Origin of the sequence: Heliomicrobium gestii, from assembly GCF_009877435.1 — a bacterium.
GTDB classification, from domain to species: Bacteria; Bacillota; Desulfitobacteriia; order Heliobacteriales; family Heliobacteriaceae; genus Heliomicrobium; species Heliomicrobium gestii.
Genome location: NZ_WXEX01000002.1, coordinates 101601 through 116932 on the forward strand (window position 1 = coordinate 101601; position 15332 = coordinate 116932).

Here is a 15332-nt window from a genome sequence, read left to right on the forward strand (position 1 = left end):
GCGTTACCCCTCTAACGCGTTTCTGCGGCAGACTCAACGGCGCTGTCCAGGTGGACAATATCGTTTTCTTCAAATAAGCGCCGGATCCGCACCGTAGCGCCTCTTCCCACTTGCCGATCGAACAGGCACCGGGACAGTGGATTGATGAGATACTTTTCCACCACGTTGCCGATGCCGCGTCCGCCGTTCTCGAGGTTCCCTAGCGCCAACGCCAACAGGCCGGCACGCGCCTCTCCTTCGATCACCACGTCGATCCCCCGGTGTTCCCGCAGGTTGCCGGCGATCTTCTTCAATTGACTATCCATGATCTGTTCCGCCACATCACTGCGGATGTAGTCAAAAACGACGAAATTGTTGCCGATGCGGTTCATGATTTCCGGGCGGCCCAATTCCAGGACAAAGTACTCCTTGATGCTGGCCAGCGACCGTTGGCGGATCTCCCCATAGGTCATCTCCGGCGAGATATTGAGTTGGCGGTTGCCCATCTCGTCCTTGCGGTAGTTGCCCAGATTGCTGGTAAAGATGATGATCGACTCAGAAAAGTAGACCGTCTCTCCTCGGCCATCGGTCATGCGACCATCCTCTAAAATCTGCAGGAACTTGTCCAGAATCGAACCGTGGGCTTTCTCGATCTCGTCAAAGAGCAGGATGGAGAACGGTCTTTCCCGGACGGCGTTTGTCAGTTGTCCCCCCGCCTCATAGCCTACATACCCTGGCGGAGCGCCGAGAAGCTTTTGATCGGCGTGAGACTGCTGGTACTCGCTCATATCAAAGCGAATACAGGCGCTCTCATCGCCAAAGAGCAACTGGGCCAGGGTCTTGGCCAGTTCAGTCTTGCCTGTGCCGGTAGGGCCGGCAAAAAAAAGGATCCCTTTTGGCTTGCTGGAACCGGACGAGTGCTGCAAACCGGAAAGTCCGCCGACGGCCCGTTTGATGATATCGAGGGTTTGTTGGACGGCATAATCCTGCCCTTTCACGCGCCGGCAGATGAAACCTTCAGCGTCACAGAGTTTTTCCCGGCTGAGTTCGTCCCAAGGGTTTTCCTTGAGGCCGTACTTGTACAGCGATATCGCGTCTTGTATCCGTGAGACAGGGATACCCTCCTGCCGGCAGAGCAGTTTCAGGCCATTCAGTTCGAGGTTCTTCATCCCTTCTGTCAGATCGATGAACCGTTCTTTGAATTTTTCCAACTCATGATCGGACAGCGTTTCGGCCTCAGCGAAAAATTTCCACTGGCCGTCAATGAATCGCCGGCGAGATGACTTATCCGGTTTGCCGATGCAGATGGTCTTGACAAAGGGGTTGTCGTGGTAAAACCAGACAGGCACATCGTTGGTCTTGCTGACAATCAGAAAAAGCAGGTTGTTGACCGGACGGTCTGCGTTGCGGGCCTTCACCTGTCTGGGCTTTAAAGCGGTCAGGAGCAGACGGGAATAGACCTGGCGCTCCTCTTCGCTGAGATGCTCGGGAGAATCGATATACCGGGACGCCAGGTTCAGGATGATGGCCAGCGGCTGTTCCCGGTTGTCCATGGCCAGCCGGATCAACTCTGTCGCCCGGTCCAGCGTGGCAGCGTATTTTTTCGGTTTGCTGTCAGACGGCGGAGCAGATTCAGCCGGCGGCGGGGACGTTGACACCGGCGACATTGCCGACGAGGGTGTCGACAAGGAAGAAGTCGACGAAGGGGGGCGCGGTGAGACGTTTCCCGGCATGTGGAGTCTTTTCTCACCGGCTAAACAAAGAAAATCATCAACCATTGCCGGGGAGAACTCGTTGGAAAACCCGTCGATGTGATCATAGTAGACAACGGCGCCATAACCGTTGGCCATCAGGTAGTTGTAAAGGTAGCGGTCAAGCTTCAGCAGATCCCAGCGCAATCCCTCTCCCGTCGGCGTCGGGTACGCATGGATGTCGTAGATGTTTCCTTCGATGATAAAGGTGGTCTTAAAGGCGCGGAACCGATCCAGTTCCCGGTGCCATTTCGCCAAGCGGTTCTCCGCCATGTTCCTCTCCTTCCTCAATCCGGCTAAGGATGCCCTGTTCCGGCAGCTTCTGGCGCAGGGACTCACGGAATCCCCTTACCGGAATGCCGATGGTGAGCAAGCGATCCCCATAGAGCACATTTTGGACGGTTCGCCTGCCTGCCGCCGCTTCGCGGTAACGAGCGGTGTAGCGGGTGTTCAGGATATGCAGCCGCTGGTTGGCTGAACCGCGCAATGCCGCGCCGTCATTCTGCTCGTCCACATATCTGCCGTCGATCAGGGCCGCCACGTCAGCCAAGACAGCCTCCACGGCGGGGCGATTCATGGCCTGCAACGCTTCCAGGGTGTAGCCGGTATAGAGCAAGATATCATCTGTGACTTCCCTGCGGAGCCAGCCGGTGAGAGCGGCCAACTCTTCCGCCTGTATAAAGGGTTCACCCCCGGTGATGGTCACTCCGTCAATGGGTTGAGTGATCGTGGCGATCCATTGTTGGAGTTGCCTCAGCGATACGTCTTTGGACGGATTGTCCGGCCAAAGTTCGGGATTGGAGCAACGGGGACAGGCATGGGGGCAGCCGACCGTCCACAATCCAATCCTTCGACCATAACCCAGGGTTAAAACAGGATAATAGATGCGGTCGATCTGCATCGAAGATTCTCCCCCTTGAGCATATGGGGTTGATTTAAACTTTGTCCATGCTTTTCCAAGCACTGTAACAATATTGTAAACCATAAATTTCGAACTGGGTATCCACTACTTGCTTTACGCATTCAAATGCCTCACCGCGTCGGACAAAGGCGTCTATTTTGGCACACGAAAAAGCCGGCGACTGACGAGACAGCCTCCGGCTTTTTCGCACTAACTCATAGGGTTTGGGGATTTTTCGGATAGAAAAACGCCAGCGGCTGCCCGGTCAGCTTCTGGCGTTTTTGGATTACCGCGGCATTAGATGCAGCTCTTGATGCAGGAAATCGCGTCCGGCGCTTTGGTCAGATAGCAGGGTACACTGGTTCCGCACTGAAAGACGGCGGAAGCCGCAGCAGGACCGCAATTTTTGGCGATGCAGAGGGCGGGTCCTGCCAGGCCGCTGAGGGCGCTGCCGACTTTGCTGACGGCGCCTTTGATGAAGTCAAAAAAACCGGCTTCCCCCAACTGTCCACCAGCGACATTCTCAGAGACGCCGGCATACCGACCCTGGGCGCCGTAAAAACTTTGCTCCGCATTCATCGGGAACATGGGCATCGCTCCGTTCTTTCATTAAAGTAATCTATCGCTCATCCGGGTGAACGACCTGGAGAATCGAGAGCACGACAATCACCACAATTCCACGTATTCGGTCAATGGCCGTTGCACGAAGGGCACTGAACCGCTGACGTCGACGGTGCAGATAAATTTCTTCAAAGAACTGCCGTTTTGATACTCAAAGATGACATCGAGATACTTGTCCTTCCCTCGGAGCTTCGATTCCTGGGTGATCACGCGGGACAGGGTAAATCCCAGCCTTCCGTTGCCATAGGTGATTTCATATAACGAGAGATAGTTGAATACAAGATAGTTGATGGCCCGGTAATTGTCAGTCTCTCCCGTGTTATTGGTCAGTTTCGTCAACTGCACGAGCAGATCGGCCGCCTCATCGTCACTGATCTGCATCTTCGTTACGAGGTAGTTTTTCATATGGGCGAAGGAGATGCTCATCACACGTTCCGTGTAGATGAGCGGCAGTTCCAAGCCGTTGCACAACTCCGGCTTTGACAGGCCCATCCGTTGGCCGACGATCACCGAGAAAAAGACATCTGTTTTCGCGTACAGATCCGGGTCTAAGGCGGCGATGAGGCGAACCAGTTCCGTGTCTGTCGCCGGTTGCAGCACCAGGGAATCGACGCCTCGCACAAACTGGAACTTCCAGCAAAGTTCCCTCGCCAGATAGAGATTTCGCGTCTGACTCAAAACGTCGTAGTACATCTGTTCCATGGGTTTCCGTTGCAGCGATTCCTCGGAAGCCGTCTGAAAAAACTCCCGTTCCGTATTGAGAAAGGGAAACTCAAAGGCCACATTGCCAACACCGAAAAAAAACTGAGGATTTTCCGTCGTCACCGCATCGACCTGGGGGGAAATCAACCCATCGTTCCCGCCTGGTTGAAAACTGCATGGGCATGCTTGCAACAGTATATGGCTCACCACGTCAACCTCCCCTTGCGATAGGAATCGGCTCAGAAACATCTTTGCGAGATGCAGCGACTGGCCGAGCTGTCTTTTGAACAGGTGTCAAAGCAGCTCAGGTCTTTTCCGGCGCATTTGGAACCGCACTTGTAGGCGTTTTCGTCGCCGATACACCCTCTCAGGCACGATAGCGACATCATCGGTTCAATGGCGCCGCTTCCGCTCGAGGGCTCGGCGAGGGCGAAGGCATAGGTTCTCCCGGAACCGAGGAACGATCGATGAGCATTCATCTGCAACAGGATCATTCGACTACCTCCCTATACTCGCCGAGATCATTGTCCTTGAAGGCCACTTGCGGCATGGAACAGGCCACCCATAGGGGCGTCTCATCGCTGCCGCGCCCGCCCAGCAGCCCATCGTCCGGGTATTGGTTTTCCTCCTCACACCGGCGGGCGCGGTTAAAGGCGATAGTGCCATACCCTTCTGACAGCAGCCAGTTGCCTCGCAGTTCCGCTTTTTCTTTGGTCGCGGCGTCGATCAGGGTCAGCTTTCCGTCGATGCCATCACGCATATAGTTGAGAATCATCGCCAGGGACAGTGTCCCCTTCCAGATGCGCAGCTGCCGGATCACGCCGGTAAAGGCTTCATTTTTGTCTTTTGCGCCCTGCCCGTCCTGGCCCACCAGAAGCGGGGCCGTATTCTTCGTTTTGCCCTTCGTATTGTCTGTCACTTCGTCGCATTTTTTCCCATCCAGGTATAAGAGCAGCTTGGCTGCGCCATCAGAACCGGTGCGCCGGACGACGGCGATATGGTGCAACGTTCTGTCCTTGATCACGCTCGAAATGGCCTGGGGGTTGATCCCCGAATCGTCCAGGCGGCTGACGACGATGACGCCGCCGCCTTCCCCTTCCCGGTACCGCACCGCAATGGGATAGGGGGTGTCAGCGCCCCGTTTTTCGAGAATGCTGCTGATCCGGTTCGTCGCCCCCGGCGTCGCACGGAACCAAAAATCGAGGGAAAAATCGTCAACACCGAAGTTAAAATCATCGTGATGGGGGATGACGACGACGCTCTTTCCCTGAAATCGCAACCCTATTTGACCGAGCGCGGAGAAACGCGGAATCGTGTTTTTCACCGTTTCAACCATTGCCGTTCTCCTTCCCTTTTTATCCTATCCCCGATCACGGCCCGGGATAAAATCGAGCCAGCGGCGTCACCAGGAACGGGAACTGGTCGGACACATCGACCCGGCAATACCAATGCGCTTCATCGCCCAGGTAACGGTCTTCGTATGTAAAGATGATTTCGACGATGCTGCGATTGCCCTGAGCGTTGGCGGGACGGCCCCAGACCTTGGCCAGCGTATACGGGTTGTTGCTGTCTTGCAGCATGGCCTTCGCCATTTTATAGACAGCGTCATACTTCAGGATCACATAGTTGATCGCTCGATGGACGTCGGTGTTTCCGGCGTTGTCGGTAAAGGCCAACAGTTGACTGAAGGTGGCCGCGACGATCTTTTCGTCCACCTTGGTTTTGCCGGACACATACTGAACAAAATCTTCTTCCGTGAATGGGGTGACCTGATTGCAGAACAGGATGGGCAGTTGCAAATCGTTGCACATCTTCGGGGAGGCCACCGGTCCGCGGACCCCGATCACGAGGACGTGTTTGCGCTTTTTCGGATAATCGGCTTCTGTGTAACCGATGATTTCCGTCAGCTCAATCGGCGACCGCGCCTGGAGGATGTAGGAGTCGACACAACCGTCGATCTGGAGCACCCAGCAGATCTCCCGAGCAAGGGCCGCATTTCGCGCCTGACTCAGCACAGAAAAGAGCACATTGTCATCGGGCGTGACGCCGCGCAGGCTCGATGACAGCCGCGTCACTTCCCGCTTCACGCTCTCCGTGGGAAACTGCGGGCGGATCTGCCCGATCGCGTAGATGTATTGTTTCGCCACACCTGCATAGGGATGGTTGGTCTGGGGCATTTTCCCCAGATTCGGCGAGACCTCCGGCATCATCAAGGGCTGCGCCGCTTCCATTTCGGGCATAATCCCGCCACTCACTGGACAAGCCTCCTCGACGCCGGCACTGAGGTTTTTTTCCGTGACCTGATCGTTCACTTTGCTTTCCCCTTTCCCATTCGCTTTCTTAACCCATTGACGGAGCGTTCACCGGTTCAAATAGCCCCGCAGCGTTTGCCAACTGGCCTTCCCGTTTAACAACGGCGGCACGACGCTGTTGCGCTTCTGCCCCGTCGACAGGATGGCGCGGTGAAGCTGAGCGGCCGTTGCCTCGGGATAGAGCGACCAGAGCAAGGACAGAGCGCCTGTCACGAAGGGGACGGCCGCGCTGGTGCCGGTGAAGTAGGCGCTTTTGGCCGACGAAGCGGCGCTTGGGATCTGGACGCCCGGCGCCAGCAAACCCTGTCTGCCGATGCTCGCGCCCACATTGCTGCGTGGGTACAAGACCCCCTGTCGATCACAGGCCGCAACGGGAATCAACCAGGGATGGGCAAGCAGCGGCGTCTGGCCGACGCGCCCCTGATTGCCGGCTGCCGTGATGAGGAGCACCCCCTTGGCATAGGCGTAATCGACAGCCGCCTTCAGTTCCGGCCAATCCTGGTAAAAGGAGTTGTCCATCCCCAGGCTGAGATTGACGATCCTGGCCCCGCCGGCGATGACGTCATAGAGGGCCGTGATGAAGTCCCTTGGGGTCACCTGGAGGCAGCCATTCTCCCGGCCCCCTTCACAAAAGATCGGGCGGATCAGGAGGGTGCATCCCGGACAGATCCCCGGCGCCACCGCTCGATCGCCGCAGAGAATGCCGGCCACCGCCGTCCCGTGGTTGCAGGCGTAACTGCCCCAGGAACGGCACTGGATCCGGTGGTCGGAAGCCGCCCGTTGAAACCGGGCCTCGCGAAAGGCCTCGTGGGACCGCTGAACGGGTCCGTCGATCATGGCCACGACAATGTCCGGGGCGCCGCGGGTCTTCTCCATCAGCTCGTCCAAGCGAACCAGCCGTATCAACGCCTTGATTTCCTCCATAGTTCACACTGCCTCCCTCCTTTCGCAAGATAGGACGTTGCCCCGCTCGGATCACCTCCTTTGCGACGCCATCACGGTTGGATCGGCCGAGGAGAGCGGCAGCGGATCAATGGCAGCCGAGTCTATGAAAAAATCGGTGATCATGTCCAGCAGATACCGGATTTCGGCTTCCACGGTGAACCGGGACAAGCTGACGCGGATGGCCCCTTTGGCGATCGCCGGGGCGATCCCCATGGCCACTAACACATGGGAGGGCGTGGGATTGCGGCTGCAACAGGCGGAACCGCCGGACAGGGAGATCCCCTGCTGATCGAGGTAGGCCAAGATCGCTTTATTGCTCCATCCGGCGAAAGCGATGCAGGATGTCGACGGCAGCCGGTTGGTTCGATCGCCGCAGACACGGGCAAAGGGGAATCGGCGCAGGATCTCCTCCTCCAGGTCGTCTCGCATCCGCTTGATCCGTTCAATGTCTGCCGGCAGGTTGCGGTAGGCCTGGGTGGCGGCGATGGCCAAGCCGTTGGCGGCGGCCACGTTTTCTGTCCCGGCCCGCAGCCCCCGTTCCTGCCCGCCACCGATGAGCAGCGGTTCGATCGGCGTGCCTTTTCGAACGAACAAGGCGCCGATGCCCCGTGGGCCATGAATCTTATGCCCCGACAGGCTCATCAGATCGATAGGCAGTTGGGAGAGATCGATGGCCATTTTCCCAAAGGCTTGTACGGCATCGACATGGAGCAGGCACCCTTTTTCCTTCACCCTGCCGGCGATGCGCTGCAAGGGGAACAAGACGCCGGTTTCGTTGTTGGCCGCCATGATGGAAACGAGGGCCGTATCATCGGTGATGGCATGAGCCAACGCTTCCACATCCAATTGTCCTTCATCATCGACAGGCAGCACCGTCAAAGGAAAGCCCCGCTGTTCCATTCGCCGGCAGGTCTGCAATACCGACGAATGCTCAACCGCCGTCGTCACGATGTGCCTCTTCTGCGGCAACGCCGCCAATGTCCCTTGTATGGCCCAGTTGTTGCTTTCGGTTCCGCCGCTGGTAAACAGGATCTCGCCTTCTTGCGCGCCGAGCAGGGATGCCAACTGCCGCCTTGCCTCAGTGAGGACCCGGCCCGCTTCGTATCCGCCGGCATAGAGACTGGAGGGATTGCTGTAATGGCGGGTCAGACTGCGGACCACCTCGGGCAAAGGCGCTGTCGTGGCGCTGTTATCCAGGTAGACAGGAAAAAACCTGCGATTTGCTCGCCACCGGGGCGTCCGGTAGACGCCTTCCACCGGCCCCAATGACCGTTCGGCATTCAGATCAGGGTACACAAGACACCTCCTTTCTTTGCAGATGGCAAGAGCAGGCTACTTTCGATGGCGCTTTTGCCTTTGATTGGGTCTCGCCTGTAAATACGGGCGATAAAGGAAAATATTTCAAATCTCCTTAGCGCTTGCAAAAGTAATTTTCGTTTTTCTCCAGCATCCGGCGTAACTTGCGCAGCGTCCGGTACAAGATGACACCCACGTTCCGATCAGAGAGGTTCATGATCGTGGCAATTTTACGATTGGCCAGCCCGGATGCATACTTGAGCGTGATCACCTTGCGCTCCCGTTCATTCAGCTTGGCCATGGCCTCAAGCAATTGCTTCGTCGCCTCTTTGGATAGGGTGATCGTTTCGGGATTGATTTCGGCGCTTCCGGGGATGCTGGGCAACGCTTCAAGGGAAATCATCGTTTTCGAGCTGCGTCGATAATCGACAATGATGTTGTGGGCGATCGCATACAGCCACGATGATATCGTTCCTCGCTCGGGTTGGTAGGTCACTTTTTTGACAAAGGCCTGTTCAAAGGTCTGTCCGGCCAGGTCGCTGGCCAGATCAACATTGCCGACGCGCCGCAGTATGTATTTGTAAATTTTCGGATAGTACGAGGCGTACACCGTGCAAAAAGTCGATTGATCGATCGGTTGGCGATCTATGTCCATGAGCAGTCTTCCCCCTTTTTGGCATTTCTTACTTCTACACATTGCTCATGTTTTCTAATTCACAATTATTTGTGCTGATTTAAACTGCTGATTTCTACGGCAATCTCGCCAGATATGTATTTTAATTTTCACAAATGAACTACGTTAAAAATTTGACTGTATTACAGATCATTCCAGAAGAAGCGGTTACCAACTTTTACGTCTAAAAAACATCCGTTTAAGAACGCCTTTTCCTATTCACGGCAACAAAAAAAGAAGCCCGAATCCACTCAAAATGAGTAAATTCGGGCTTCTTTTTTATTCCGTATGCCGATTTTTATGTCGAATAGCCGTGTCGGACTACGCTCTGTCGCCGGAAGAGCCATTCGAGCGTTTACTGTTCAATCATTACGAGGTCGTCTTGTAGTACGTCAGGGCGTGAAAAAAGTCATCGAGGCGGATAAACCGAGAGGCCTTGCGCTTGAGGTGACCGCTGACCGAATGGTCCCATGACGCCACTGCCACGGTGAAGCCGGCTTCCCGCAACCCTTCCACAGCCGGCAAAAAGTCCTTGTCTCCCCCAACGATGGTGACCACGTTATGGTTTGGCGATCGCCCTTTCATATCCCAAGCGATGTCCCAGATCATCTTCGTATCGACCGCTTTTTCCTTGTTCGATGCGCTTCTCGGTATCAATTCGACGGTGTAATGAGACTTCTCCGCCATCCCCCACATCTGCCTCCCGCTGCCTGGCGCTTCTGAGGCGTACAGTTTGGCGCGCACATAGCCTCCGTCGGCGACAACGTAGAGCAACGCTTCAAAATCATAGACCCATTGCGTATCAAAAATCATCCCTGTATCGGCATAGCCCTTCTTGAGCGCGCTCAGGCGCTGTCCCTCAATCCAGACGTTGGAATGGTCCACATAGACGAAGTTGGTCAGGGCGGCACCTCCTTACAGCGAGCTTCGTTCCGTAAAAACACTTCTACAGAAATATGATTTTTCCTTTATTTTCCATTAAAATTTCGGGGTTTTTTTCACTATCATTCCGATATTTATGATATCACTTGTGCGGAAGGTGGAGCAAGCGACAAGCACGACACATCCACCGGGCATCCCTCTGATCGGGCAGTCAACCGGAGAAACAGCAGGCATGAGTGGTTGCTCCACCCTCACATCGGATGCGTCTTTTTTTCTATTATACCCTTCCAACGTTCCCGTTGTCCCTATAACAGAAAGGCAAAAACGACATTCATAATTTATGTTCCATAAATAACTAACCATAGGAGGGAAACCCACTCAGGCGTAGAAAAAAGCTTACATGATATTCTTCACCGATTGGCGCCGAAGGAATGCCGGATCAGCAAACAGGCAGCATCCGCCACCGCCTACAGGTTTCGAAAAAAAGGAGGGGGAATCATGGAGAGGACATTGTGGTGTCTAAACAGAGCGGCCGATCTGATCCAGGGCAATGAAGAGGCCTTTCGGAACAAGTATGCAGGCCGGCTAAACCTTGCAGACAGAACAAGGTTCAATAAGGGCTACAAACCGACCGAGGGAGACATCGCCTATAACCTGATGCCTTCTATTGAATACTTTGTCCCTGCCGTCCCCAAGTGCATCGGCAGCAGATTCAACAATGTCTTGGCCAATCCGATGATGTACCCCGAACTGGATCTCATACACGATTTATATGTAAATCACTATAAGCAACCCGATTATACCTATTACTGGGACGGCGGCAGCAAGGCCAACGATGATTGTTTTATGGCCACGGCCGATTACATGGGCTATTATGAGATCCTGGAGAAGACGGCGCCGAACATCCTGGTCGGTTACAGCCAAGGCGGGCTCGTGGCCAGGTTTTTGGCCTATCTCGATCAATGCGTCTTTAACAAGGGCGCGGACAACAGGGTCATCGACGCCATCGTGACGATCTCCAGCCCGATCTCCGGTTCGCCGCTGGCCAACCCAGCGAACAAAAGCAATATCCTGAGCGCATTTAAAGACTTGCTCCGTTGCATCCATATCTCGATTCTGTCGGACTCGTCGGACTCGATCGAAAAAAGGGCGGACGATGATCTGGCTGCCCTTCCCGCCGATGAGCGCCTGCAGCAGATCAGCATCCAAAAGGAACTCATCTACATCCGAAACCTGCTCCAAAAGATCTGTCCCGACTCCGCCAAAGAGTTGATCAATGTTCTCAATACATGGATCGCCTGCATCAACTGGCTTGGTGGCTTGGAAAATCAACCGAATACAGCCTTTTTCGACCTCAGTATCGGCAAGCTCGATGATCAGATGTCTGTCCTGCACTGTGTCAATACACCGCTTCGCCTCCCCCAAAAGGCGATTCTATCGACGAACAACGATGCCCGGCACCTGCTTGACGATACGTCAGCCTATGTGATTGCCCATTCCCGCCAACACCTGGCGAACTGGTTGCACCGGTCGACAGGCCCACTCTCCTGGCAAGCGGTGGAGGATGATTTCATTCAATCTTACAGCGGACCGGCGAACACCTTCTCGCCGATCAAAATCGACTATGACCGGATCAATGCCATATTTATGGATCAGATCATGGTGGAAAACATCAGTGAACCCTGGGAAAATCCCCTCATCGACGAACGCATTCGCCAGTACGAAAATGGCATCGGTGAGATCGACATCAACCGCTGCGCCCACGACTTTATCATCCCCTCGTCCTATCAACTGTTCGAACAGAAGCCGCTTCCCACCTATAATCAACCAAACCCTCTGGCCAATCACCGAACAGGCGCTTCCTACAGCTACGACGCCGGAAAAAAGAACTATACACTCATCACTGATTTTCTTGATGATTTTTTGCAGCATAACCAGTAAGGTTCCCGTAAAAACCTGCCTTTTTCGTATCGACAAAGCGGCAGGTTTTTGTATGTCCATCGCGCGAAAAGATTGATACAATGAAGTTGATTAGACCCTGTTGAACGACAAAGAACTGCAGGATGATGGGGATGAAGCGCCATGTTCATAAACGCCGAACTTTACCGCGCCTTTTATCTGGTCGCGAAGGAAGGCAGCATCTCGAAAGCGGCTGAGAAGCTGTACATCACCCAACCGGCCGTCAGCCGCTCGATCCAGCAGTTGGAGGAAAAACTCGGCTGCGCCCTTTTTTTCCGAACACCCAAAGGGGTCAAACTGACGAAAGAAGGGGAACTCCTCTTCCCCTATATTGAACAGGCCTTCAACTTCATCACCTTCGGCGAAAAGACGCTCACTCAAGTCAAGGAACTGGAAAAAGGCGAGATCATCATCGCCGCCGGCGATACCATCTGCAAGCAGTTCTTGCCGCCACACCTAAAAACGTTCAAGCAGGCCTACCCTGGCATCCGGATTCATGTGACCAACGAAAACACGCCTTCCACGATCCGTCTGCTGAAAAAGGGACAGATCGACATCGGCTTCGTCCATTCCCCGATCGTCAGCGACCCCTCGGCCACAGAGGCCCTGTCCGTGTACGAGGTCTTCGAGATCCAGGATTGCTTTGTCGTCGGCGAGAAGTACAGGGAGTTGGCGGAACAGCCCCGTTCTCTCGAGGAACTGGCCCAATACCCCTTGATCCTTTTGGAAAAGGGCAGCAGTTCCCGCATCTATATCGAGAAGTTTTTTGGCCAGCACAACCTTTCGTTGAAGCCGGAGTTTGAGTTGAGCGATTTTGAATTGCTGATCCGCTTCGCTCGCATCGATTTCGGCGTCGCCTGTGTGATCAAAAACTTCATCACCGAAGAGTTGGCCGGCGGATCCCTCTTTGAGATCAAGCCCTTGACGACGATTCCGCCGCGCCATGTGAGCGTGGCCCACCTGAAGACGATCCCATTGCGGACCGCGGCGAAGGCGTTCCTGTCCTTTTTGCTGAAAAACAATCACCTAGAGGTGCGATGAACCGTTACCCTGAAGATCCTGAACATACGCAAGCATCCATGACCGCCTTGTTTCGGTCGTGGATGCTTTTTTGCATAACCATCAGTTATACCCTTTATGCGAAACATGCATTATACTTATGTTTATTCTTCCACTATAATCAAATTGTAGACAGAAACAGGGCGATATTGACCAAACCTTGCACAAGTGTCAGTATTGCCTTTTCAAAACCCCTGTTTGTGAGAATTTTAATTTATCGGATTTCGACGGAGGGACTTCACATGGAAAACAAAAAACCTCGCATTGTCATTTTAGGCGCAGGCTACGCGGGCATCTTGACCGCCAGAAGGCTGCAGAAGGTCCTCCGCCGTGATGAAGCCGAGATCGTCCTCGTGAATAAGCACCACTACCATTACCTGACCACGTGGCTCCACGAGACAGCGGCTGGCACCGTCGACGACGAACGCATCAGCATCCCCATCCAGGATGTGATCGATCCCACCCGCGTTCGTTTCGTCAAAGACACGGTGGTCGAAGTCGAAAAGGCGGCGCAACGGGTTAACCTCTGCCATGGAGAGCCCCTGACCTATGATTACCTCGTGATGGCGCTGGGCTTCGAATCGGCCACCTTCGGCATCGCCGGGATCAAGGAGCATGCCCTTGCCATCCGCAGCATGAACAGCGCCCGCAAGATCCGCCACACAATCGAAGCCCGTTTCGCCGACTTCGCCCGGCAGAAAGTGGGACAGGAAAAAGAAGAACAACTGACCTTTGTCATCGGCGGCGCCGGATTTACCGGCATCGAGTTTGCCGCAGAACTGGCTGAACGCCTTCCCGGCCTCTGTCAGCACCATGGGATTGACCGGCGGCGCGTCCAGGTGATCAACGTCGAAGGCGCCCCCGGCATTTTGAACGGATTCGACCCCGCCATGGCAGAGTATGCCAAAGCAACTCTCGAAGGCATGGGCGTCCAGTTCCGCCTCTCCACGCGGATTCAATCGGTCGACGCAGGCGGCGTCACCTTGCAGACCGAGACTGGGGAAGAACGGCTCGAACCGGCTACGGTCATCTGGACCGGCGGGGTGCAGGGCAACTCACTCGTTTGCAACGAAACCTTCGCTGCCGCACGCGGCCGGATCGCCGTGGAAAAGGATCTGCGCGCCCCCGGCTGTGGGAATGTCTTCGTCCTCGGCGACTGCTCCAGTGTCGACAACAGGCAGACCGGACGCCCCTACCCGCCGATAGCGCAATTGGCCATCCTGCAATCGTCGGTGTGCGCCGAGAACGTGGCCACGCTGATCCGGGGCGGCAGCGACCTGAAAGAATTTGTTCCCTTTATCAAGGGCACCGTTGCCTCCCTGGGCAAACAGGATGCCGTCGGCGAGGTCTTCGGCGTCAAGCTGCGGGGCAAACTGGCGCTGATCATGAAAGCGATCATCGATATCCGGTATATGATCATGCTGGGGAGCCCCCGGTTGCTCCTCGATAAAGGCAAGCTCTCCACCTATGTGATGCCGGAAGCCTACACACAGACCTTTGGGAGTAAATAAAGCCGACGACAGCGAACCATCCTCTTCCCTTACTCACCATGCTCGCTATAACCACACATTATACCCTCTATACCAGATATGCATTATACTTCCAAGGGCGCCTCTCGTATAATCAAACCATACACAAGGCAAGGCAATGTTGGTCAAACCTTCTACAAAAAAGCCAGCATTGCCTTTTCAAAACCACTATTTGTGAAGTTCTTAATTTTTCTCCTTTCCATGATGGTAACTGTAAAGGGATCGAAGGAAGGCAGGATGGCTATGCGCGAGTTTTGGAAACGACTGTTTCGGAGCAAACCCTCGGTGCTCCGCGATCTGTTGCCCGAGCAGTTCTACGACTATATCGAGCAAAACCATGTTCATCCCGGCTATGAGACGGTGGAACTGCGCCTTCCCAACGGTCATCTCGTCCAAGTGACCTACCGCATGGGAATAGCGGAGAACGCCTCCTTTTCGGTCACCTTGGGAAGCTGGCGATACAAAGCCTTTCCCCAGCCTGTTGCCAGCGCGATTGAGACGCAAATGGAAGCGAAAAATTCCTTATACCTCTCGGCGGTCGAATGGGTGGAACTGTTGCGCCAGGTGGCGGCCATGCCCGGTCGCGAAAACCAGCTCGCGATGGGGTAACCCCACCACGCTCCCCTGATCAGCATCCCGTCGATAGATCGTGTTGACAAGCCAGCAAAAACAGCCCTTGACTTTTCCGCCTTTTTCGGAAAAGCCAAGGGCTGTTTTTCATCG

Annotated in this window: 15 protein-coding genes; 4 read left to right on the top strand and 11 right to left on the bottom strand. The window is 54.9% G+C overall.

Translation table 11 applies throughout. The features are described from left to right. Nucleotides 1–11: 11 nt before the first annotated feature. The 11 genes from GTO89_RS02475 to GTO89_RS02525 form a co-directional block, all read right to left on the bottom strand. Complete coding sequence (locus tag GTO89_RS02475; protein ID WP_161260493.1) at nt 12–2003, bottom strand: AAA family ATPase; 1992 nt, start codon at nt 2001–2003, stop codon at nt 12–14. Then, entirely contained in the window at nt 1945–2631 is a 687-nt protein-coding gene (locus GTO89_RS02480; RefSeq protein ID WP_161260494.1) for a 4Fe-4S single cluster domain-containing protein, read from the bottom strand. The genes GTO89_RS02475 and GTO89_RS02480 overlap by 59 nt, the downstream gene beginning before the upstream one ends. 297 nt (nt 2632–2928) lie before the next feature. Further along, nucleotides 2929–3219 (bottom strand): hypothetical protein, encoded by a 291-nt coding sequence (locus tag GTO89_RS02485; RefSeq protein ID WP_161260495.1) that lies wholly within the window; start codon nt 3217–3219, stop codon nt 2929–2931. Nucleotides 3220–3297: 78 nt separating this feature from the next. Beyond that, a complete protein-coding gene (locus tag GTO89_RS02490) occupies nt 3298–4161 on the bottom strand; it encodes a cyanobactin maturation protease PatG family protein (RefSeq protein ID WP_161260496.1) in 864 nt (287 codons plus the stop codon). A gap of 32 nt (nt 4162–4193) precedes the next feature. Beyond that, complete coding sequence (locus GTO89_RS02495; RefSeq protein ID WP_161260497.1) at nt 4194–4448, bottom strand: hypothetical protein; 255 nt, start codon at nt 4446–4448, stop codon at nt 4194–4196. Continuing rightward, a complete protein-coding gene (locus GTO89_RS02500) occupies nt 4445–5290 on the bottom strand; it encodes a LamG domain-containing protein (protein ID WP_161260498.1) in 846 nt (281 codons plus the stop codon). The genes GTO89_RS02495 and GTO89_RS02500 overlap by 4 nt, the downstream gene beginning before the upstream one ends. 34 nt (nt 5291–5324) lie before the next feature. Further along, the gene (locus tag GTO89_RS02505; RefSeq protein WP_161260499.1) at nt 5325–6266 is read right to left on the bottom strand and encodes a cyanobactin maturation protease PatG family protein; all 942 of its coding nucleotides are present in this window, start codon (nt 6264–6266) and stop codon (nt 5325–5327) included. A gap of 48 nt (nt 6267–6314) precedes the next feature. Beyond that, on the bottom strand, nt 6315–7190 hold the full coding sequence (locus tag GTO89_RS02510) for a S8 family peptidase (RefSeq protein ID WP_161260500.1): 876 nt from the start codon (nt 7188–7190) through the stop codon (nt 6315–6317). 51 nt (nt 7191–7241) lie between these two features. Next, a complete protein-coding gene (locus GTO89_RS02515) occupies nt 7242–8507 on the bottom strand; it encodes a cysteine desulfurase family protein (protein WP_161260501.1) in 1266 nt (421 codons plus the stop codon). A 115-nt stretch (nt 8508–8622) separates the two neighbouring features. After that, a complete protein-coding gene (locus GTO89_RS02520) occupies nt 8623–9162 on the bottom strand; it encodes an RNA polymerase sigma factor (protein ID WP_161260502.1) in 540 nt (179 codons plus the stop codon). A gap of 387 nt (nt 9163–9549) precedes the next feature. Beyond that, a complete protein-coding gene (locus GTO89_RS02525; protein WP_161260503.1) occupies nt 9550–10065 on the bottom strand; it encodes an NYN domain-containing protein in 516 nt (171 codons plus the stop codon). Between the two features lie 495 nt (nt 10066–10560). Between GTO89_RS02525 and GTO89_RS02530 the strand changes: the two genes are divergently transcribed. The 4 genes from GTO89_RS02530 (at nt 10561) to GTO89_RS02545 (ending at nt 15218) form a co-directional block, all read left to right on the top strand. Continuing rightward, entirely contained in the window at nt 10561–12003 is a 1443-nt protein-coding gene (locus GTO89_RS02530; RefSeq protein WP_161260504.1) for a lipase family protein, read from the top strand. Between the two features lie 141 nt (nt 12004–12144). After that, a complete protein-coding gene (locus GTO89_RS02535) occupies nt 12145–13062 on the top strand; it encodes a LysR family transcriptional regulator (RefSeq protein ID WP_161260505.1) in 918 nt (305 codons plus the stop codon). 260 nt (nt 13063–13322) lie between these two features. Next, the gene (locus GTO89_RS02540) at nt 13323–14591 is read left to right on the top strand and encodes an NAD(P)/FAD-dependent oxidoreductase (protein WP_161260506.1); all 1269 of its coding nucleotides are present in this window, start codon (nt 13323–13325) and stop codon (nt 14589–14591) included. 261 nt (nt 14592–14852) lie between these two features. Further along, nucleotides 14853–15218, top strand: a complete 366-nt coding sequence (locus GTO89_RS02545) for a hypothetical protein (RefSeq protein WP_161260507.1) — start codon at nt 14853–14855, stop codon at nt 15216–15218. The last annotated feature ends 114 nt before the right edge of the window (nt 15219–15332 follow it).

Coding starts and splice junctions, on each gene's coding strand:
- GTO89_RS02475 (WP_161260493.1), bottom strand. CDS start 2,003: ATGGCGGAGAACCGCTTGGCGAAATGGCACCGGGAACTGGATCGGTTC.
- GTO89_RS02480 (WP_161260494.1), bottom strand. CDS start 2,631: ATGCAGATCGACCGCATCTATTATCCTGTTTTAACCCTGGGTTATGGT.
- GTO89_RS02485 (WP_161260495.1), bottom strand. CDS start 3,219: ATGTTCCCGATGAATGCGGAGCAAAGTTTTTACGGCGCCCAGGGTCGG.
- GTO89_RS02495 (WP_161260497.1), bottom strand. CDS start 4,448: ATGATCCTGTTGCAGATGAATGCTCATCGATCGTTCCTCGGTTCCGGG.
- GTO89_RS02500 (WP_161260498.1), bottom strand. CDS start 5,290: ATGGTTGAAACGGTGAAAAACACGATTCCGCGTTTCTCCGCGCTCGGT.
- GTO89_RS02510 (WP_161260500.1), bottom strand. CDS start 7,190: ATGGAGGAAATCAAGGCGTTGATACGGCTGGTTCGCTTGGACGAGCTG.
- GTO89_RS02520 (WP_161260502.1), bottom strand. CDS start 9,162: ATGGACATAGATCGCCAACCGATCGATCAATCGACTTTTTGCACGGTG.
- GTO89_RS02530 (WP_161260504.1), top strand. CDS start 10,561: ATGGAGAGGACATTGTGGTGTCTAAACAGAGCGGCCGATCTGATCCAG.
- GTO89_RS02535 (WP_161260505.1), top strand. CDS start 12,145: ATGTTCATAAACGCCGAACTTTACCGCGCCTTTTATCTGGTCGCGAAG.
- GTO89_RS02540 (WP_161260506.1), top strand. CDS start 13,323: ATGGAAAACAAAAAACCTCGCATTGTCATTTTAGGCGCAGGCTACGCG.
- GTO89_RS02545 (WP_161260507.1), top strand. CDS start 14,853: ATGCGCGAGTTTTGGAAACGACTGTTTCGGAGCAAACCCTCGGTGCTC.